Source organism: Rhizobium sp. BR 249 (assembly GCF_047445895.1).
GTDB lineage: Bacteria > Pseudomonadota > Alphaproteobacteria > Rhizobiales > Rhizobiaceae > Rhizobium.
The window spans coordinates 96879-114265 of sequence record NZ_JARWKX010000003.1 but is presented as its reverse complement, the minus strand read 5'-3'; the positions used below and the strand labels follow the sequence as shown (position 1 = coordinate 114265).

The 17387-nt window shown below is 62.5% G+C and carries 19 protein-coding genes; 9 read left to right on the top strand and 10 right to left on the bottom strand.

Going from position 1 to position 17387, the window contains the following annotated elements; genetic code table 11:
- The first annotated feature begins 61 nt into the window (after positions 1-61).
- The 3 genes from QD408_RS04505 to rsmA are packed head-to-tail and all read left to right on the top strand — an operon-like array spanning position 62 to position 2869.
- On the top strand, positions 62-1006 hold the full coding sequence (locus tag QD408_RS04505; RefSeq protein ID WP_088682029.1) for a peptidylprolyl isomerase: 945 nt from the start codon (positions 62-64) through the stop codon (positions 1004-1006).
- 7 nt (positions 1007-1013) lie between these two features.
- Positions 1014-2042 carry a 4-hydroxythreonine-4-phosphate dehydrogenase PdxA gene (pdxA, locus tag QD408_RS04500; protein ID WP_414138481.1) on the top strand — a complete coding sequence of 343 codons (1029 nt, stop codon included), beginning with the start codon at positions 1014-1016 and terminating at the stop codon, positions 2040-2042.
- Positions 2042-2869: a 16S rRNA (adenine(1518)-N(6)/adenine(1519)-N(6))-dimethyltransferase RsmA gene (rsmA, locus tag QD408_RS04495; protein ID WP_414138480.1), complete on the top strand. Its 828-nt coding sequence runs from the start codon at positions 2042-2044 to the stop codon at positions 2867-2869. The genes pdxA and rsmA overlap by 1 nt, the downstream gene beginning before the upstream one ends.
- Here the strand turns inward: rsmA and gmk are convergent.
- From gmk to fabD, 7 genes are all read right to left on the bottom strand, one after another.
- On the bottom strand, positions 2866-3528 hold the full coding sequence (gmk, locus tag QD408_RS04490) for a guanylate kinase (protein WP_088682026.1): 663 nt from the start codon (positions 3526-3528) through the stop codon (positions 2866-2868). The two genes, rsmA and gmk, sit on opposite strands and share 4 nt — an antisense overlap.
- Before the next feature lie 3 nt (positions 3529-3531).
- Positions 3532-4419 carry a YicC/YloC family endoribonuclease gene (locus QD408_RS04485; protein ID WP_088682025.1) on the bottom strand — a complete coding sequence of 296 codons (888 nt, stop codon included), beginning with the start codon at positions 4417-4419 and terminating at the stop codon, positions 3532-3534.
- A gap of 19 nt (positions 4420-4438) precedes the next feature.
- The gene (gene mltG / locus QD408_RS04480; RefSeq protein ID WP_088682095.1) at positions 4439-5656 is read right to left on the bottom strand and encodes an endolytic transglycosylase MltG; all 1218 of its coding nucleotides are present in this window, start codon (positions 5654-5656) and stop codon (positions 4439-4441) included.
- 172 nt (positions 5657-5828) lie between these two features.
- Positions 5829-7088, bottom strand: a complete 1260-nt coding sequence (gene fabF, locus QD408_RS04475) for a beta-ketoacyl-ACP synthase II (protein ID WP_088682024.1) — start codon at positions 7086-7088, stop codon at positions 5829-5831.
- 93 nt (positions 7089-7181) lie between these two features.
- The gene (locus QD408_RS04470; protein ID WP_003547058.1) at positions 7182-7418 is read right to left on the bottom strand and encodes an acyl carrier protein; all 237 of its coding nucleotides are present in this window, start codon (positions 7416-7418) and stop codon (positions 7182-7184) included.
- A 288-nt stretch (positions 7419-7706) separates the two neighbouring features.
- Positions 7707-8444, bottom strand: coding sequence for a 3-oxoacyl-[acyl-carrier-protein] reductase (fabG, locus tag QD408_RS04465; RefSeq protein ID WP_008522356.1), 738 nt, complete (start codon positions 8442-8444; stop codon positions 7707-7709).
- A gap of 30 nt (positions 8445-8474) precedes the next feature.
- Positions 8475-9419, bottom strand: coding sequence for an ACP S-malonyltransferase (gene fabD / locus QD408_RS04460; RefSeq protein WP_414138479.1), 945 nt, complete (start codon positions 9417-9419; stop codon positions 8475-8477).
- Between the two features lie 207 nt (positions 9420-9626).
- Between fabD and QD408_RS04455 the strand changes: the two genes are divergently transcribed.
- The 6 genes from QD408_RS04455 (at position 9627) to QD408_RS04430 (ending at position 15318) form a co-directional block, all read left to right on the top strand.
- Complete coding sequence (locus QD408_RS04455; RefSeq protein WP_414138478.1) at positions 9627-10670, top strand: aldo/keto reductase; 1044 nt, start codon at positions 9627-9629, stop codon at positions 10668-10670.
- Positions 10671-10983: 313 nt separating this feature from the next.
- Complete coding sequence (gene rpsF / locus QD408_RS04450) at positions 10984-11442, top strand: 30S ribosomal protein S6 (protein ID WP_004680499.1); 459 nt, start codon at positions 10984-10986, stop codon at positions 11440-11442.
- Positions 11443-11454: 12 nt separating this feature from the next.
- Positions 11455-11703, top strand: a complete 249-nt coding sequence (gene rpsR / locus QD408_RS04445; RefSeq protein WP_004680498.1) for a 30S ribosomal protein S18 — start codon at positions 11455-11457, stop codon at positions 11701-11703.
- Positions 11704-11858: 155 nt separating this feature from the next.
- A complete protein-coding gene (locus tag QD408_RS04440) occupies positions 11859-12845 on the top strand; it encodes a DUF2232 domain-containing protein (RefSeq protein ID WP_414138477.1) in 987 nt (328 codons plus the stop codon).
- 21 nt (positions 12846-12866) lie between these two features.
- Positions 12867-13445, top strand: a complete 579-nt coding sequence (gene rplI / locus QD408_RS04435; protein WP_088682020.1) for a 50S ribosomal protein L9 — start codon at positions 12867-12869, stop codon at positions 13443-13445.
- Positions 13446-13821: 376 nt separating this feature from the next.
- A complete protein-coding gene (locus tag QD408_RS04430; protein ID WP_414138569.1) occupies positions 13822-15318 on the top strand; it encodes a replicative DNA helicase in 1497 nt (498 codons plus the stop codon).
- Positions 15319-15343: 25 nt separating this feature from the next.
- Here QD408_RS04430 and QD408_RS04425 read toward each other — a convergent pair whose 3' ends face one another.
- The 3 genes from QD408_RS04425 to QD408_RS04415 all read right to left on the bottom strand — a co-directional run bounded on the left by QD408_RS04425 (position 15344) and on the right by QD408_RS04415 (position 17236).
- A complete protein-coding gene (locus QD408_RS04425) occupies positions 15344-15646 on the bottom strand; it encodes an AzlD family protein (RefSeq protein ID WP_088682019.1) in 303 nt (100 codons plus the stop codon).
- Complete coding sequence (locus tag QD408_RS04420; RefSeq protein ID WP_414138476.1) at positions 15643-16347, bottom strand: AzlC family ABC transporter permease; 705 nt, start codon at positions 16345-16347, stop codon at positions 15643-15645. Before QD408_RS04420 ends, QD408_RS04425 begins: the two co-directional genes overlap by 4 nt.
- Positions 16348-16414: 67 nt before the next feature.
- Positions 16415-17236, bottom strand: coding sequence for an AraC family transcriptional regulator (locus QD408_RS04415; protein WP_088682093.1), 822 nt, complete (start codon positions 17234-17236; stop codon positions 16415-16417).
- Between the last annotated feature and the right edge of the window lie 151 nt (positions 17237-17387).

Genomic DNA, 17387 nt, shown 5'->3' with positions numbered 1-17387 from the left:
GTCTCGCACTGTGGTAAGAACGCCGCGAACACGCCTCGCGGCGCCATCGGGAGGTCAACAGATGATTGACGCGAAAAAAGCCATAACAGCCTTCATCACGGGGGCAACGATTACGCTTCTGGCTGGCTTTGCCGGCCCGGCGCTTGCCGCAAGCGAAGTCAAAGCCGTGGTGAACGGCACTGCCATCACCAGCGGCGATGTCGCCAAGCGCCAGGCCTTCTTGCGGCTGCAGCATACAAAGGCAGACGCCAAGACTGCCGAGGAGCAGTTGATCGACGAGACGCTCAAGCGGCAGGAGGTCGCCCGCGTCCGTATGTCGGTTTCACAGCAGGACGTCGATGCCTCGTTCGCGCGCTTCTCGAGCGGCAACAAGCTTTCCGTCGAACAGATGTCGCAGATCCTCGATCGCGCCGGCGTCGGTGTCGACCATTTCAAGGGTTTCATTGCCGTGCAGATGAGCTGGCCGCGCGTCGTCAACGCGCGCTACGGCTCTACGTCGCGGCTGTCAAATTACGACCTCGTCTCCCGCATGATGCAGAACAACAAGCAGAAGCCGGTGACGACGGAATACATGCTGCAACAGATCATCTTCGTCGTTCCGCAGGCCAAGCGCGGCGCCATCACCGGAAAACGCAAGAGCGAGGCGGAAGCATCGCGCTCGAAATTCCCAGGCTGTGATCAGGCAAAGGTTTTTGCCGCGACGATGCGCGACGTTTCCGTGCGCGACCTCGGCCGCATGCTCGCCCCCGAAATCCCGCCGGATTGGAAGCCGCTCGTTGAGCAGGCCAAAGGCAACACGACAGGGACCCGCGTCACCGACAAGGGGGTCGAATATCTGGCGATCTGCAGCCAGCGCCAGGTTTCCGACGACCAAGCCGCCGAAATGGTCTTCCGGCAGGAGGATCTCGACAAGTCCAAGTCCAATAAGGACGCCCCCCCGGAAAACGACAACAGCAAGAAATACCTGGATGAACTGCGCAAGAAGGCGCAGATCGCCTACCGCTGACCCGACGATGGCGACACCGTTTTCGCGACCGCTTGCACTGAGCCAGGGCGACCCCGCCGGCATCGGCCCGGACATCACCCTGATGGCCTGGCTGCGGCGGCGTGAACTCGGCCTGCCGCCTTTTTTCCTGATCGGCGATCCCGATGTGCTGGCATTGAGAGCCCGCCAGCTCAATCTCGCTGTTTCGATCCGTGAAACCAACAAAGCCAGCGAAGCAGCCGACTTCTTTGCTGACGCGCTGCCCGTGATGCCGATACCTGCCGGAATCGAAGTGGTGCCTGGCGAGCCACATGAGGCGACGGCGAAAGGCACGATCACGGCGATCGAAAGAGCCGTGTCGCTGGTGATCGGCGGCGAGGCGCTCGCGGTCGTTACCAATCCGATCTCCAAGGCCGTGCTCTACGATGCCGGTTTCCGCTTTCCCGGCCATACCGAATTTCTCGCCGATCTCGCCGCCAGGGCGACAGGCAAGCCGGTCACGCCTGTGATGATGCTGTCAGGCCCGAAGCTCAGGGCCATTCCTGTCACGATCCACATTCCGGTGCGGGATGTGCCGCAGGCGCTGACGGAGGAAACGATCATGGAAACCTGCCGGATCGCCCATGAGGACCTGAGGCAGCGCTTCGGCATAGAGGCGCCGCGGCTGGCTGTCGCCGGCCTCAACCCGCATGCCGGCGAAGGCGGGGCGATCGGCAAGGAAGACGAGACCATCATCCGTCCGGCGATCGAGCGTCTGCGCGACGAGGGTATCGATGCGATCGGTCCCCTGCCCGCCGACACGATGTTCCATGACGAGGCGCGGGCGCGCTATGATGTCGCCGTCTGCATGTACCACGATCAAGCGCTGATCCCGGCCAAGACCCTCGGCTTCGACGACAGCGTCAACGTCACGCTCGGGCTCCCCTTCGTGCGCACCTCCCCGGATCACGGCACCGCTTTCGGCATCGCCGGCAAGGGACTGGCGCGCGAGCAGAGCCTCGTTGCGGCGCTGAAACTTGCCGCTCAGCTCGGCCGCAGCATGGAAAGCCGCCGCTGATGGCAGCACTCGACGGCCTGCCGCCGCTTCGCGACGTTATCCAGCGTCACGGCCTCGATGCGCGTAAGGCGCTCGGCCAGAACTTCCTGCTCGACCTTAACCTGACGCAGAAGATCGCCCGCACGGCAGGCGCACTCGAAGAGGCCACCGTCTTCGAGGTCGGTCCCGGCCCCGGCGGGTTGACGCGTGCGATCCTGGCGCTCGGCGCCAAGAAGGTTATCGCCGTCGAACGGGACACACGCTGCCTGCCGGCGCTCGCCGAAATCGCCGATCACTATCCTGGCCGGCTGGAGGTGATCGAAGGCGACGCGCTGAAGACCGATTTCGAGGCATTGGCCCCGCAAGGCCCGGTCAAGATCATCTCCAACCTGCCCTACAATGTCGGCACACAGCTGTTGGTCAACTGGCTGCTGCCGAAAGCCTGGCCGCCGTTCTGGCAGTCTCTGACGCTGATGTTCCAGAAGGAAGTCGGCGAACGCATCGTCGCCTGCGAAGACGACGACCATTATGGCCGTCTCGGCGTTCTCTGCGGCTGGCGGACGCAGGCACGCATGGCCTTCGACGTGCCGCCACAGGCATTTACGCCGCCGCCGAAGGTGACCTCCACGGTCGTGCACTTGCTTCCCCGTGAAAACCCCATCCCCTGCGCCGTCGGAAATCTGGAGAAGGTTACGCAAGCCGCCTTCGGCCAGCGTCGCAAGATGCTGCGTCAAAGCTTGAAACCGCTCGGCGGCGAGAGCCTTCTCGTCAAGGCGGGCATCGATCCGGCGCGCCGGGCAGAGACCTTGTCCGTCGAGGAATTCTGCCTTCTTGCGAATACTCTTTAGAGAGACGGCGTCTCTTCCAGCAGTTCGCGGACGAAATCGAACATGCCGTGGCGGCGGTCGCGGCGAAGGCGTTCAGCCTTGACGATCGACTGAACGGCGTCGAAGGCGGTATCGAGGTCGTCGTTGACGATGACGTAATCATATTCGCGCCAATGGGCGATTTCGGCGCGGCTATTGGCGAGGCGCGTCTGGATGACCTCCTCGGAATCCTCGGCACGGCGGTGCAGCCGCGACTGAAGCTCGGTCATGGTCGGCGGCAGTACGAAGATCGAGACCACGTCGGCCGACATCTTCTCCTGCAATTGCTGGGCGCCCTGCCAGTCGATATCGAAGAGCATGTCGCGGCCTTCGGCCATGGCCAGTTCGACCGGCTCGCGCGGCGTGCCGTAGAAATTGCCATGCACCTCGGCCCATTCGAGCAGCGCATCGCTATCGCGCAGCCGCTCGAATTCGCGCACGCTTTTGAAGAGGTAATGCACGCCCTCGACCTCGCTCGGGCGGCGCTGGCGCGTGGTGACGCTGACGGAGAGACCGATATGCTTGTCGGTCGCCAGAAGCGTCCGTGCGATCGTCGACTTGCCGGCGCCCGACGGCGACGAAATGACAAGCATCAGACCGCGGCGGGCGATCTGCACGGGCGAGATTTTCGCCGGGTTCATGTCCTACTCCAAATTCTGGACCTGCTCGCGGAACTGGTCGATCACGACTTTCAATTCGATGCCGGCGGCGGTGACCGCCGAGGCATTCGACTTCGAGCAGATGGTATTCGATTCGCGGTTAAATTCCTGTGCAAGGAAATCCAGCCGGCGGCCGGCAGGACCACCTTTCACCAGAAGATCGCGCGCTGCCGCGATATGCGCCTTGAGGCGATCGACTTCCTCGCGCAGATCCGCCTTGGTCGCCAAGAGTGCGGCTTCGGTATGCAGCCTGTCACGGTCGAGCGCGGCCATGCCCTCCGCCAGCAAGGCAACCTGCGCGGCAAGCCGGGCAGCGATCTCCTGAGGCGAGCGCGAGGGATCGCTCTCGATCGTCCGCGTCAACCCTTCGATGGTCGCGACATGATCGAGGAGAATGCGGACAAGTGCCGAGCCTTCCTGTTCGCGCATCGCCTTGAGATCGGCAAGGGCAGCCAGCAGGCCGGCGACGATATCGGCGTCGCGGGCGGCGAGCGCCTCCTCGCCGTCCTCGCCTTCACGAAATTCCACGATGCCGCGCACCAGAAGCAGCGTATCGAGCTTCAGCGGCGCAGGGTCGATCACGCCCTCCAATTGCTCACGCATGGCAAGCACGGCGGCGAGCGCCTGCTTGTTCAGCACCGCCTCGAAACGGTTCTCGTCGGCGGTGACCGATAGCGATGCCTGCAGGTTGCCGCGGCTGAAGCTTTCGCCGGCAAGGCGGCGGACCTCCGCCTCCATGCGCTCAAGTCCGGGCGGCAGCCGCAGGCGCAGGTCCAAACCCTTGCCGTTGACCGAGCGCAGTTCCCAGGCCCAGCGCCAGCGGCCGCTCGTTCCCTCGCGCCGCGCAAAACCGGTCATGGACTGCAGAGCCATGCGAGCCTCCCGAAATCTGTCAGTTGATCTTCTTTTTCTTCGGCGGCGCGGCGGCCGCGCCGTTATCCGCTGGCGGCTCTTCCGGCTGGCCGTCAACTGCGATGTTCGGGTCCGAGCCCTTGTCGGCTTCGAGCTTACGCCAGCGTTTGACGTTGGCATTGTGCTCCTCGAGCGTGGCGGCGAACACGTGGCCGCCGGTGCCGTCGGCGACGAAATAGAGATCCTGCGTTTTCCAGGGATTGGCGACGGCTTCCAGCGCATCCTTGCCGGGATTGGCGATCGGCGTCGGCGGCAGGCCCTTGATGACGTAGGTGTTGTAAGGCGTATCCCGCTTCAGGTCCGACTGGTAGATCGGCCGGTCGGCCGGCTTACCTTCGCCACCGAAGAGGCCGTAGATGATCGTCGGGTCGGATTGCAGGCGCATGCCTTTGCCGAGCCGGTTGAGGAAAACGGAGGCGACATGGGCGCGCTCGTCGGCAACGCCGGTTTCCTTTTCGACGATCGAGGCGAGCGTCACGAATTCTTCCTTGGAGCGCAACGGCAGCGACGCGTCACGCTTGTCCCAGATCTGGTCGACGAGCTTCTGCTGTGCTGCCGCCATCTGCTGGATGATTTCCGAGCGCTTGGTGCCGCGCGAGAATTTGTAGGTATCCGGACGCAGGCTGCCTTCGGTCGGCAGCGCGGCCGGCAAGTCGCCTTCCAGCACCTGATCCTGTAGCATGCGGTCGAACATCTGGCGGACCGTCAGCCCCTCGGGGAAGGATACGGAATAGAGAATGGACTTGCCCGATTTCAGAAGCTCCATGATATCGCTCATGGAAGCCCTCGCCTTGATCTCGTATTCACCGGCCTTCAGGCTCTCGCCGGCCGAGAGATGCGTCGCGGTGAGATAACGGAAGATGCGGGCATCGGTGATGATCGCGTTGCGCTCGAGGTTCGAGGCGATTTCGGCGAGACCTGCGCCGTTACGGACGATGAAATTGGTGTTGGTCTGCAGCGGACCGGGGCCTTGATAGGTCGATTTGGCGTAATAAAAGCCGATGACGGCGACGATGCAGACCAGGACCGCCATCGTCATGATGAAGTTCAGGAAAAGGACGACCTGGCTGCGGGCATTCTTGGACCGCTTCGGCGGCTCCGGGACGCGCTCCGGACGCAGGGCTTCGTTCGGCGACTTCGGGATGATCGGTCCCTTCTGCCCTTGCGTATCGTTGCTCTGGTTCGTCGTATCGCTCACCGGCAATCCTCTAAAACTTGGCCTTCACTTCGCTATTTCGCGAAGCAATGCGGCAAAAGCAGGTCTGCCGCCGTTTCAATGACGGCGGTTACCCGCTGTGCTTTCGCACGCCCTGCTCTGCAGGCTACAGGACGGCCTTATCTGCGGCGTGGGGATACCCGCCGGGTATCCGCTACGCGTAACGGCGCAGCACGAGCGACGCGTTCGTGCCGCCGAATCCGAACGAGTTGGACAGCGCCACGTTGATTTCTCTCGCGCGCGCCTTGTGCGGTACGAGATCGATCGCCGTCTCGCGTTCGGGATTGTCAAGATTGAGCGTCGGCGGCGCGACATTGTCGCGGATGGCGAGCGTCGCGAAAATCGCCTCGATGGCGCCGGCGGCGCCGAGAAGGTGTCCTGTCGCCGACTTGGTGGAAGACATCGAGATCTTCGACGCCGCATTGCCGACCAGCCGCTCGACGGCGCCGAGTTCGATCGTGTCGGCCATGGTCGACGTGCCATGGGCGTTGATGTAGTCGATGTCGGCCGGCGTCAGCCCGGCGCGCTTCAGCGCCATCGCCATGCAGCGGCCGGCGCCCTCGCCGTCCTCAGACGGCGCGGTGATGTGATAGGCATCGCCCGACAGGCCGTAGCCGACGACTTCGGCATAGATCCTGGCGCCGCGCGCCTTGGCGTGTTCCAGTTCTTCGAGAACGACGATGCCGGCGCCCTCGCCCATGACGAAGCCGTCGCGGTCGCGGTCATAGGGGCGCGAAGCCTTCTGCGGGTCGTCGTTGTGCTGGGTCGACAGCGCCTTGCAGGCGGCAAATCCTGCCAGCGAAATACGGCTGACGGGAGATTCCGTGCCGCCGGCGACCATGACGTCAGCATCACCCAGCGCGATCAGCCGCGCGGCGTCGCCGATCGCATGCGCGCCCGTCGAGCAGGCAGTGACGACCGAATGATTGGGTCCGCGCAGCTTGTGGCGGATCGAGACCTGGCCGGAAACGAGGTTGATCAGGCGGCCGGGAATGAAGAAGGGGGAGATGCGGCGCGGGCCTTTGTCACGCAGGGTATAACCCGCCTCGACGATGCCTTCGATGCCGCCGATGCCGGAGCCGATCAGCACGCCGGTGGCGATCTGGTCCTCATCGGTTTCGGGATGCCAGCCGGCATCGGCAAGCGCCATGTCGGCGGCGGCCATGCCGAAGATGATGAAGGGGTCGACCTTGCGCTGCTCTTTCGGCTCCATCCACTGATCGACATTGAAAGTGCCGTCGGAGCCGTCACCGATCGGGATACGGCAGGCGATCTTGGCGGGAAGATCATCGACCTCGAATTCGGTGACCAGACGGGCGCCATTCTGGCCGGCAAGCAGCCGGGACCATGTCACCTCTGTTCCGCATCCCAAGGGTGATACCATGCCGGTACCGGTGATGACGACACGTCTCATCGCGTGCTTTCCCCCGTCTCTTATGTTCTATGGAGAAATATGCCGATAAGAAAAGGGCGGACTCCAGGCCCGCCCTTTCTCAAATGCTCAGGATCAGGCCTGGGCCTTCTCAATAAACTTCACGGCATCGCCGACCGTCAGGATCGAGTCAGCAGCGTCGTCGGGAATTTCGACGCCGAATTCTTCTTCGAAAGCCATGACAAGTTCGACCGTATCGAGCGAGTCAGCGCCCAGATCGTCGATAAAGCTGGCGCTCTCGACGACCTTGTCGGCATCGACGCCAAGATGATCAATAACAATTTTCTTTACGCGTTCTGCGATATCGCTCATGTCGGTTTCCTCGACCTTATGTCCTGATCGGCATGCCATTACGGCATCCCTACCCTGTTTCAGCCTGCGATGTTTTCAGACATCCTCGGCAAACTCGTTTACCCGGCTTCAGAGATGTCCCAGGCTTGCAAAAAGCCCGCCGGTCCGTCTGCTTTCTCGGGACGACTGCTGACAGTCATTGGCCCGCTTAACATGCTTTATGTCTGCCGCAAAGCCAGAAAATCAACGGTTCGTGATTGCTCAACATGCTATTGGCGGGAATTGCTCCCACACCGACAGTTTGTCGTTTCAGATCATCGCCATGCCGCCATTTACGTGCAGCGTCTGACCGGTCATGTAGGCCGCCTCGGAGGAGGCAAGGTAAGCGACGGCCGAAGCGACTTCGCCACCGGTGCCCATGCGCCTCATCGGGATCGCCCCCATGATCGCTTCCTTCTGCTTGTCGTTCAGCTTGCCGGTCATGGCGCTTTCGATGAAGCCGGGCGCGACGCAATTGACCGTCACGTTACGGGTGGCGATCTCCTGCGCCAAGGACTTGGTGAAGCCGATCATGCCGGCCTTGGAGGCGCAGTAATTGGCCTGGCCCGGATTGCCGGTGACGCCGACGACGGAGGTGATGTTGATGATGCGGCCATAGCGGCGGCGCATCATCGGATGCGTCAGTTCGCGCGTCAGGCGGAAGGTGGCGGTCAGGTTCACTTCGAGAACGGCGTCCCAGTCCTCGTCGCTCATGCGCACGAAGAGACCGTCCTTGGTGATGCCGGCATTGTTGACGAGAATATCGACGCCTTCGAGATCAGCTTCCGCCTTCTGGCCGAGCGCCTTGACCTCATCACGGTCCGACAGGTTCGCCGGGAAGATCTTGACGCGTTCGCCGAGCTCGGCCGCCAGCGCTTCCAGCTTCTCGACGCGGGTGCCGTGCAGGCCGACGATCGCGCCCTGCTTATGGAGAAGGCGGGCGATTTCCTCGCCGATACCGCCCGATGCGCCGGTGACGAGAGCCTTGCGGCCGGAAAGATCGAACATGGAAGCGTTCCTTATATCTGGAGATAGCAATCAGGCCATGAGCGCGGCGACGGCCGCGTCGATATCCGAGGGACCATTGACCGAGACGCCGTTGATCGTCTTGTCGATGCGGCGGGCAAGACCGGTCAGCACCTTGCCGGAGCCGAGTTCATAAAGCGTCGTGACGCCGTTTGCGGCGAACCATTCCACGGTCTCGCGCCAGCGGACCTGGCCGGTCACCTGCTCGACCAGGAGGCCGACGATCTCGTCGGCGTTCTTTACCGGGGCCGCGCGAACATTGGCGATCAGCGGGACGACGGGATCGGATTTGGCAACCTTTGCCAGCGCCTCGCGCATGGCGTCGGCAGCGGGCGCCATCAGCGCCGAATGGAAAGGAGCGGAGACGGGCAACAGGATGGCGCGCTTGGCGCCCTTGTCGGTCGCAAGGCCGGCGGCCTTTTCAACCGCCGCCTTTTCGCCCGAAATGACGATCTGGCCGCCGCCATTGTCATTGGCGATCTGGCAGGCGCCGATGGCGGCGGCCTCCTCACAGACGGCGACGACATCGGCATGTTCGAGGCCGATGATCGCGGCCATGGCGCCGACGCCGACGGGAACGGCAGCCTGCATCGCATTGCCGCGAATGCGCAGCAAACGCGCGGTATCGGCGAGCGAAAAGGTGCCGGCGGCGCAAAGTGCCGAATATTCGCCAAGCGAATGGCCGGCGACGTAAGCAACCTTGGACTTCAGATCCAGGCCCTTGGCCTCAAGCACGCGGATGACGGCGATCGAGACGGCCATCAAGGCCGGCTGGGCATTTGCCGTCAAAGTCAGCGTGTCCTCGGGACCGTTGAACATGACATCCGAGAGCTTCTCACCGAGCGCCTCATCAACCTCTTCGAAAACGGCGCGCGCTTCCGCGAAATTCTCGGCGAGATCCTTACCCATGCCGACGGCCTGGCTGCCCTGGCCGGGAAAAGTGAAAGCGATGGTCATTCTCGTATCCCTGGTTGCGCCCCTCAAGGCTATTTTGCCTCCAATTGACATTCTTTCCCGGAGAGTCAAGTGGCGGCCCGCTCTCTGCAAAGCCTTTCGCACCGGCACAAAAGCCCGGTTTTGCTCTTGCGCTCCGTCAAATCCGGCCTAGATTTGCGCGGGCACTTCCCAAGGCTTTCACCTCAAGATCGCTCCCAAGGTTTTTCCATGAAGTATAATTCGCTCGGCCGCACCGATATCTCCGTTTCAGAAATTTGCCTTGGCACCATGACGTGGGGTTCGCAGAACAGCGAGACCGACGCTCATGCGCAGATGGATTATGCCGTCGAGAAGGGCGTCAATTTCTTCGATACCGCCGAGCTTTATCCGACGACGCCGGTCTCGGCCGAAACACAGGGCTGGACCGAAGATTATATCGGCAGCTGGTTCAGCAAATCAGGCAAGCGCGGTGACATCGTGCTCGCCACCAAGGTCGCAGGCCGCGGCCGCGACTACATACGCGGCGGCGAAGGCGCGGATGCGAAGAACATCCGCCTGGCGCTCGAGGCCAGCCTGACGCGGCTGAAGACGGATTACGTCGATCTCTACCAGATCCATTGGCCGAACCGCGGCCATTTCCATTTCCGCCAGAACTGGAGCTACAATCCGTTCAACCAGGATCGCGAGACGGCCGTCGCCAACATGCTCGACATTCTGGAAACGCTCGGCGCACTGGTGAAGGAAGGCAAGATCCGCGCGATCGGCCTTTCCAACGAAACCACCTGGGGCATCCAGAAATACCTGACGCTCTCCGAGCAGAAGGGCCTGCCGCGCATCGCCAGCGTCCAGAACGAATACAATCTGCTCTATCGCCACTTCGACCTCGACCTCGCCGAACTCTCGCACCATGAGGATGTCGGGCTGCTCGCCTATTCGCCGCTCGCCGGCGGCATCCTGACGGGCAAATATGTCGATGGCGCAAGGCCGAAGGGTTCGCGCGGCTCGATCAACCACGATATCGGCGGCCGCCTGCAGCCGCTGCAGGAGCCGGCGACCAAGGCCTATATCGGGATCGCACGCAAATACGGCCTCGACCCGGCGGCCATGGCGCTCGCCTTCTGCCTGTCGAGACCCTTCATGGCCTCGGCCATCATCGGCGCGACCTCGATGGAACAGTTGAAGATCGATATCGGCGCGGCCGAGCTGACGCTTTCGGACGACGTCCTGGCAGAGATCGCCAAGGTGCACCGGCAATATCCGCTGCCGCTGTGATCATAGTCCCATGACGGTCCGGCATGGCCGATCGGCCTGCGTCGGCCTGGCCGTCCGATTGCACTTGCCTTTCGCGCAAAAATCCGTATAAGCCGCGCTGTTCGTTAACCCGGTCTTCTGGCTGGTGGCTGAACGGAGGGCCGGTTTGCATTTTGCAAATCGTTCGGAACGGAAGCGTTCCAGCCTCCCGTGTCTCCGCTCTCGACCGTCTCGGAAACGCTTTTCTTGCCTGGGTCCGCCCAATCAGGAGCAGTCGTTGAGGCTTAGCCGCCGAATATCGGGTTGAACCAAACGCAAGAAAGGCAAAGCTGTCATGGCTCTTTATGAACATGTATTCCTTGCCCGGCAGGATATTTCCGCTCAGCAGGTCGATGCCCTCGTAGAACAGTACAAGGGTGTGATCGAAGCTAACGGCGGTAAAGTCGGGCGTATCGAGAACTGGGGCCTCAAGTCCCTCACCTACCGCATCAAGAAGAACCGCAAGGCGCACTACGCCCTGATGGACATCGATGCACCGGCCGCTGCGATCCAGGAAATGGAACGCCAGATGCGCATCAGCGAAGACGTTCTTCGCTACATGACCATCGCCGTCGAAAAGCACGAAGAAGGCCCGTCTGCCATGCTGCAGAAGCGCGACCGCGACGACCGCGGCCCGCGCGAAGGTGGCGACCGTGGCCCGCGCCGCGAATTCGGCGACCGTCCGCCGCGCCGTGACGGCGACTTCCAGCGTGGCCCGCGTCCGGACCGCGCTCCGCGCGAAGACCGTGCATAAGGAGATATAAGAATGTCTGAAGCTTCCTCCGCACCGGTCCGCCGTCCGTTCCATCGCCGCCGCAAGACCTGCCCGTTCTCCGGCGCAAACGCTCCGCGGATCGACTACAAGGACGTTCGCCTGCTGCAGCGCTACATTTCCGAGCGCGGCAAGATCGTTCCGTCCCGCATCACGGCCGTTTCCCAGAAGAAGCAGCGCGAACTCGCCCAGGCGATCAAGCGTGCCCGTTTCCTCGGCCTGCTGCCCTACGTCGTCGCCTGATCGGCCGACGCATTCACCTTTAAGGGAAGGCATTCGTGCCTTCCCTCTCCCTTCCGCGATGGGCGCGGATCGGAACTCTTAAAACCCATGTTGAGACGTTTCTGAATTCGATTCAGCAACATCCTCTAACTGCTTGATGAAGCAGGACAGCGACCTTGAAACGACCGAACGTTAGAACGCTGCTGATCGGCGCACTCGCCGGATTGACCGCCGCCCTGCTGGTGCTGGGCGCGAGCATGCAGCCGTCGTTTTTCAGCGCGATTCTATACACGGCCTCGGCGCTGCCGATCCTGATCGTCGGGCTCGGCTGGGGCAATGCCGCCGCGATTTCGGCCGTCGTCACGGGAGCGGCGCTCGGTGCGGTCCTCATCTCCCCGTCTTTCGCACTCATCATGACGCTGGTGACTCTGCTGCCGGCCGGCTGGCTCAGCCATCTCGCCAATCTCGCGCGTCCCGCCTCCGAACTCGGCGGCCCCGACCATCTGCTCGCCTGGTATCCGCTCTCCGATATCCTGCTGCATCTCTGCGGACTGGTGACGATCGCCGTCATCGTCATCGGCGTGATGATCGGCTATGGGCCTGATATCACCGATCCGATCGTCGACCTGCTGATCACTTCGGTCAAACAGCAGCAGCCGGAATTCATGCCCGATCCTGCGGCAACCGCGCAGACCAAATCGCTGATCCTGCTGATGCTGCCGGCCGTGCAGGGCGGCATGTGGGTCAGCATGCTGTTTGCCGCCTATTATTTCGCCGTGCGCATCGTCGCGGCATCCGGCCGGGGCCTTCGGCCGCGCGAGGATATTCCCTCGTCGCTGCGCATGAACCGCAATTCGATCTTCATCTTCCTGGCCGGGCTTGCGGCCTGCTTCTTCGGCGGCGTTCCGGCGCTCGTCGGCGCGACCGTGATCGGCGCCTTCGGCGCCGGTTTCATGCTCTCCGGCTTCGCCTCGCTGCATTTCCGCACGCGTGGAAAGGACTGGCGCATACCGGCCCTCATCCTCTGCTACCTGGCTTCGATGCTCATGCTGCTGCCAGCTCTCCTCATCCTGGTCGTGGGTCTCAGCGATACGCGCAAGGCGATCGCACTGACCCCGGCGAAAGATGCCGATGCCCCCAAACAATCCGATACGAAAATCTGAGACACAAGAAAGGAAAAGAAAATGGACGTCATTCTTCTCGAACGCATCTCCAAGCTCGGCCAGATGGGCGAAACCGTAAAGGTTCGCGACGGCTTTGCCCGTAACTACCTGCTGCCGCTCGGCAAGGCGCTGCGCGCCAACGCCGCCAACAAGGCCCGCTTCGAATCCGAGCGCGCAACGCTCGAAGCCCGCAACCTCGAGCGCAAGTCGGAAGCCCAGAAGGTTGCCGACGTCCTCGACGGCAAGTCCTTCATCGTCGTACGCTCCGCCGGCGAAACCGGCCAGCTCTACGGCTCGGTCGCTGCCCGTGACGTCGTCGAAATTCTCGCCGCAGAAGGCTTCAACGTCGGCCGCAACCAGGTTCACCTCAACACACCGATCAAGTCGATCGGCCTGCACAAGGTCGAGCTGCAGCTGCATGCCGAAGTCGAAATCAACGTCGAGTTGAACGTTGCCCGTTCCGCCGAAGAGGCAGAGCGCCAGGCGAAGGGCGAAGAACTCACCTCGGTCGACGCGATCTACGGCGTTGACGAAGACGCACTGCGTCCGGAAGATTTCTTCGATCCGGAAGCCGACGGCCTCGACGAAGACGAAGCATAATTTTCGCCGGAGCAATCCGCGAGAGGGAAAGCCCGGCCATCGCGCCGGGCTTTTTCGTTTCCATTCATTCGGGTGTTCACGCAGCCGACGGTCGCTTTTTAACAGGGGATTGTCCGGATGTTTTTGCTGCGTGCCCGGTGTCATCGCGCTAACATATCCTTCTCCGGAACGGGTGAGCTGAGTCGGCTCCGTACCGTGTCCTGCGGGTGACACTGCCAGTATTTCTCGTTTGTGGCGCCTGGGACTGTGGAGAAGTCGAACAATGGGCACAGCGTTCAGGATTTAGGCGAGACGAGCCCCGCTCCTTTCGCAGCCCCTTGATTTTCTCCATCCGGAATTGCAAATCCGGAGTTGGAAAAAGACAGAACGGATGATGATGAACGACGCCGCTCGAAAGATTGCAGCCGTTGCTCCTTCGGAGCAGCATTACCGCGAAGCACCCAACAACATCGAAGCCGAGCAGGCGCTTCTGGGTGCCATCCTGATGAACAACGACGCCTATTACCGGGTGTCGGACTTCCTGAAGCCGATTCATCTCTACGAACCGCTGCACCGGAAGATCTACGAGGTCGCCGGCGACATCATCCGCATGGGCAAGATCGCCAATCCGGTGACGATCAAGACCTTCCTGAAAGCCGACGAGAAGGTCGGCGACATGACCGTTTCGGCGTATTTGGCGAGCCTCGTCAGCAACGCCGTCACTATCATCAACGCCGAGGATTACGGCCGCGCGATCTACGATCTCGCACTGCGGCGGGCGCTGATCACCATCGGCGAGGACGTCGTCAATATCGCCTATGACGCGCCGCTCGACATGCCGCCGCAGTCACAGATCGAGGATACCGAACGCCGGCTCTTCGAGCTCGCCGAAAACGGCCGCTATGACGGCGGCTTCCAGTCCTTCAACGATGCCGTGGCGCTCGCCATCGACATGGCGGCCGTCGCCAAGGAACGCGACGGCGGGCTTTCGGGCATCTCCACCGGCATCCATTCGCTCGACGCCAAGATGGGCGGCCTGCAGCGTTCGGACTTGATCATCCTCGCCGGACGCCCCGGCATGGGCAAGACCTCGCTTGCGACCAACATCGCCTATAACATCGCCGCCGCTTTCGAAGGCGAAGTACAGTCGGACGGCAGCACGAAGGCCAAGAACGGCGGCGTCGTCGGCTTCTATTCGCTCGAAATGTCGTCCGAACAGCTCGCCACCCGTATCATCTCCGAGCAGACGGAAGTCTCCTCCTCGAAGATCCGCCGCGGCGACATCAACGATGCCGATTTCGAAAAGCTCGTCGCCTGCTCGATGATGATGCAGAAGGTGCCGCTCTATATCGACCAGACCGGCGGCATCTCGATCGCCCAGCTTTCGGCGCGCGCGCGCCGCCTCAAGCGTCAGCGCGGCCTCGACGTGCTGGTGGTCGACTACGTGCAGCTGATGACCGGCTCGGGCAAATCAAGCGACAACCGCGTCCAGGAAATCACCCAGATCACCACCGGCCTGAAGGCGCTCGGCAAGGAACTCAACGTTCCGATCATCGCGCTGTCGCAGCTCTCGCGCCAAGTCGAAAGCCGCGACGACAAGCGCCCGCAACTCTCCGACCTTCGCGAATCCGGCTCGATCGAGCAGGACGCCGACGTCGTGCTCTTCGTGTTCCGCGAGGAATATTACGTCAAGAACCAGGAGCCGCGCGATCCCCACGATCCGAAATATCCGGAGTGGGAAGCGCTGTTCGACAAGGTGAAGGGCACGGCCGACGTCATCATCGCCAAGCAGCGCCACGGGCCGACCGGCACGGTGAAGCTTGCCTTCCAGGCGGAGTTCACGCGCTTTGCCGATCTCGCCGATCCTTCCTTCATACAGTACGAGGAACATTGACGCGGTTTCCCCGCGTCAATTTCTTTTAGAGCCCAACGGCCCGCAGCAGGGCGACCGTCGCCACACCAACCACGACGCTCACAAGCATCGGCAGGCGGCGTGCGGCGATTGCGGTGACCGCGCAGGCCAGCGTCTCCGCCCAACCGGCCGTAAAGGCGGTCGGGGCGATGACGGCCATCAGCACGGCCGGCGGAATGGCCTCTATCGCCGTTTTCCGGCGCTCATCCATCTCGACATGACGGATCAGCACGAGGCCGCTGACGCGAGTGAAGACCGTTGCGGCAGCCATCGCGAGGATGGCGATAAGGGTGTTGAGGTCGAGCGTCATGCCGCCTGCTCCCGCGCCCTGCCCTGCCAGAGGGCCATTGCCAGCCCGGCCAACGCGCCGGCGGCTATATACCAGACGCCGGGGACGAAGTGGTGGACCGCGACGGAGGCGGCACCGCTTGCGGCAAGGACGGCGCCGGTTTCCGGCCCCTTCCAGAACCCCATGACGAGCACGACAAAGACAGCCGGAAAGGCGAAGTCGAGGCCGATGACGGCCGGATTGCCGAGAAAGGCGCCGAGCAGTGCGCCCATCAGCGAAGAGCCCACCCAGGTGAGGTAGAAGGGCGTGACGATGCCGGCATACCAGGCGGGCGTCAGCCGCGTGCTGCCGGCGCGGAACTCCGCCATCGCCCAGAGCTCATCGGCGAGGAAGAGCATGGCGATATAGCGTTTGACGCCGGAGAAGGATTGCATCTTCGTGCCGATCGACGCGCTCATCAGCACGTGGCGGATATTGACCAGCAGAGCCGCGAAGCCAATACCGATCCAGCTTGCGGGATGCGCCCAGATGTCCATCGCCACGAATTGCGAACCGCCTGCGAAGACAAGTGCGCTCATCAGCGTCGTTTCCAGCGGGGAAAGGCTCTTGGTGGCCGCAACCGCGCCGAAGACGAGCCCGATCGGCAAGACGGCGACGACAAGCGGAAAAATGGCGCGCATTCCGGCGAGAAATTCGCGGGCTGGCCGGCTGTGCTGCAACATGGCAACCTCCTCATTGAGATCGCGGAGCAGTAGCCCAACCCGAAACGGCCGTATTGAACGAAAGTGATCAGCCCGTGCGGAACTGGCCGGGTGTCACGCCCGTGCGCGCCTTGAAGTGCCGGGTGAAATGCGCCTGATCGGCAAAACCGCATTCGAGCGCGATATCGGCCGGCATGCGCCCCTGCCGCAGCAGCCGGCGGGCCACCTGCACGCGCCGATCAGTCAGGAAGGCATGCGGGGTGATGTGATATTCCTTGCGGAAAGCCCGGATGAGATGAGCACGGCTCAAACCCGCCACGCCGGCCAATTCCTCCAGGCCGACATCGCTGTCGAAATTCTCGATCAGATATTCGCGGGCGCGTGCGACGGCGCTTCGTTCCTGCGTATCGACAGGAACGATGATGGCGCTGCCGTGACGCGCAAAGATCGCCGCCAGCACCGAGAACATGCTTTCATCGGCTTCCAGCGCGCCCGCGCCCGTTTCGAGCGTGCGGTGGGCGGCATGAAAGGCATTGGCGAGCTGCGGATCACGTGGAAGCGCACCGGAGAAAGACGGCGTCGCGTGAAAGGCCTTGCCGGTGACATCCTCCAAAATATCGACGAACAGCTTCGTGTCGGGATAGATCATGCGGTAGCGATAGCCCTCGCCGCCCGGCGTGCCGTCATGAACGACGCCGGGATCGATGAGATAAAGGTCGCCCGGCCCGGTTTCCTCCCGCCTGCCGCTGAGGGTGGCGATCTGGGTGCCGCTTTCTATCGCGCCGATGCTGAACGTATCGTGCGCGTGCGGCGCATATTCATGCGTGAGAAAGGTGGCGCTCAGGCACTCCATGTCGCGGAAGCGGCCATCCCGCCAGAAGCGGGCCGATTCCACGTTGGCAAGCGGCATGGCGTCTGCCGCCTCTTTCTGCGATACGTTCTGCATCCGGCAAGATTAGCGCGGAAGCCTCTATGCGTCTTGAACAAAAGTGATCGCACAAAGGCAAAGAGTGGTATGTGACCGCCCGCGCTTTCCCTTAGCCGCAATGCTCTCTAGACTG

What these genes read in the sequence shown, in the direction of transcription:
- rpsF (WP_004680499.1), top strand. Translation starts at nt 10,984, where the DNA reads ATGGCTCTTTATGAACATGTATTCCTTGCCCGGCAGGATATTTCCGCT.
- rpsR (WP_004680498.1), top strand. Translation starts at nt 11,455, where the DNA reads ATGTCTGAAGCTTCCTCCGCACCGGTCCGCCGTCCGTTCCATCGCCGC.
- fabF (WP_088682024.1), bottom strand. Translation starts at nt 7,088, where the DNA reads ATGAGACGTGTCGTCATCACCGGTACCGGCATGGTATCACCCTTGGGA.
- rsmA (WP_414138480.1), top strand. Translation starts at nt 2,042, where the DNA reads ATGGCAGCACTCGACGGCCTGCCGCCGCTTCGCGACGTTATCCAGCGT.
- fabD (WP_414138479.1), bottom strand. Translation starts at nt 9,419, where the DNA reads ATGACCATCGCTTTCACTTTTCCCGGCCAGGGCAGCCAGGCCGTCGGC.
- gmk (WP_088682026.1), bottom strand. Translation starts at nt 3,528, where the DNA reads ATGAACCCGGCGAAAATCTCGCCCGTGCAGATCGCCCGCCGCGGTCTG.
- rplI (WP_088682020.1), top strand. Translation starts at nt 12,867, where the DNA reads ATGGACGTCATTCTTCTCGAACGCATCTCCAAGCTCGGCCAGATGGGC.
- QD408_RS04485 (WP_088682025.1), bottom strand. Translation starts at nt 4,419, where the DNA reads ATGGCTCTGCAGTCCATGACCGGTTTTGCGCGGCGCGAGGGAACGAGC.
- QD408_RS04505 (WP_088682029.1), top strand. Translation starts at nt 62, where the DNA reads ATGATTGACGCGAAAAAAGCCATAACAGCCTTCATCACGGGGGCAACG.
- QD408_RS04470 (WP_003547058.1), bottom strand. Translation starts at nt 7,418, where the DNA reads ATGAGCGATATCGCAGAACGCGTAAAGAAAATTGTTATTGATCATCTT.
- QD408_RS04430 (WP_414138569.1), top strand. Translation starts at nt 13,822, where the DNA reads ATGAACGACGCCGCTCGAAAGATTGCAGCCGTTGCTCCTTCGGAGCAG.
- QD408_RS04415 (WP_088682093.1), bottom strand. Translation starts at nt 17,236, where the DNA reads ATGCCGCTTGCCAACGTGGAATCGGCCCGCTTCTGGCGGGATGGCCGC.
- QD408_RS04425 (WP_088682019.1), bottom strand. Translation starts at nt 15,646, where the DNA reads ATGACGCTCGACCTCAACACCCTTATCGCCATCCTCGCGATGGCTGCC.
- fabG (WP_008522356.1), bottom strand. Translation starts at nt 8,444, where the DNA reads ATGTTCGATCTTTCCGGCCGCAAGGCTCTCGTCACCGGCGCATCGGGC.
- QD408_RS04420 (WP_414138476.1), bottom strand. Translation starts at nt 16,347, where the DNA reads ATGTTGCAGCACAGCCGGCCAGCCCGCGAATTTCTCGCCGGAATGCGC.
- pdxA (WP_414138481.1), top strand. Translation starts at nt 1,014, where the DNA reads ATGGCGACACCGTTTTCGCGACCGCTTGCACTGAGCCAGGGCGACCCC.
- QD408_RS04455 (WP_414138478.1), top strand. Translation starts at nt 9,627, where the DNA reads ATGAAGTATAATTCGCTCGGCCGCACCGATATCTCCGTTTCAGAAATT.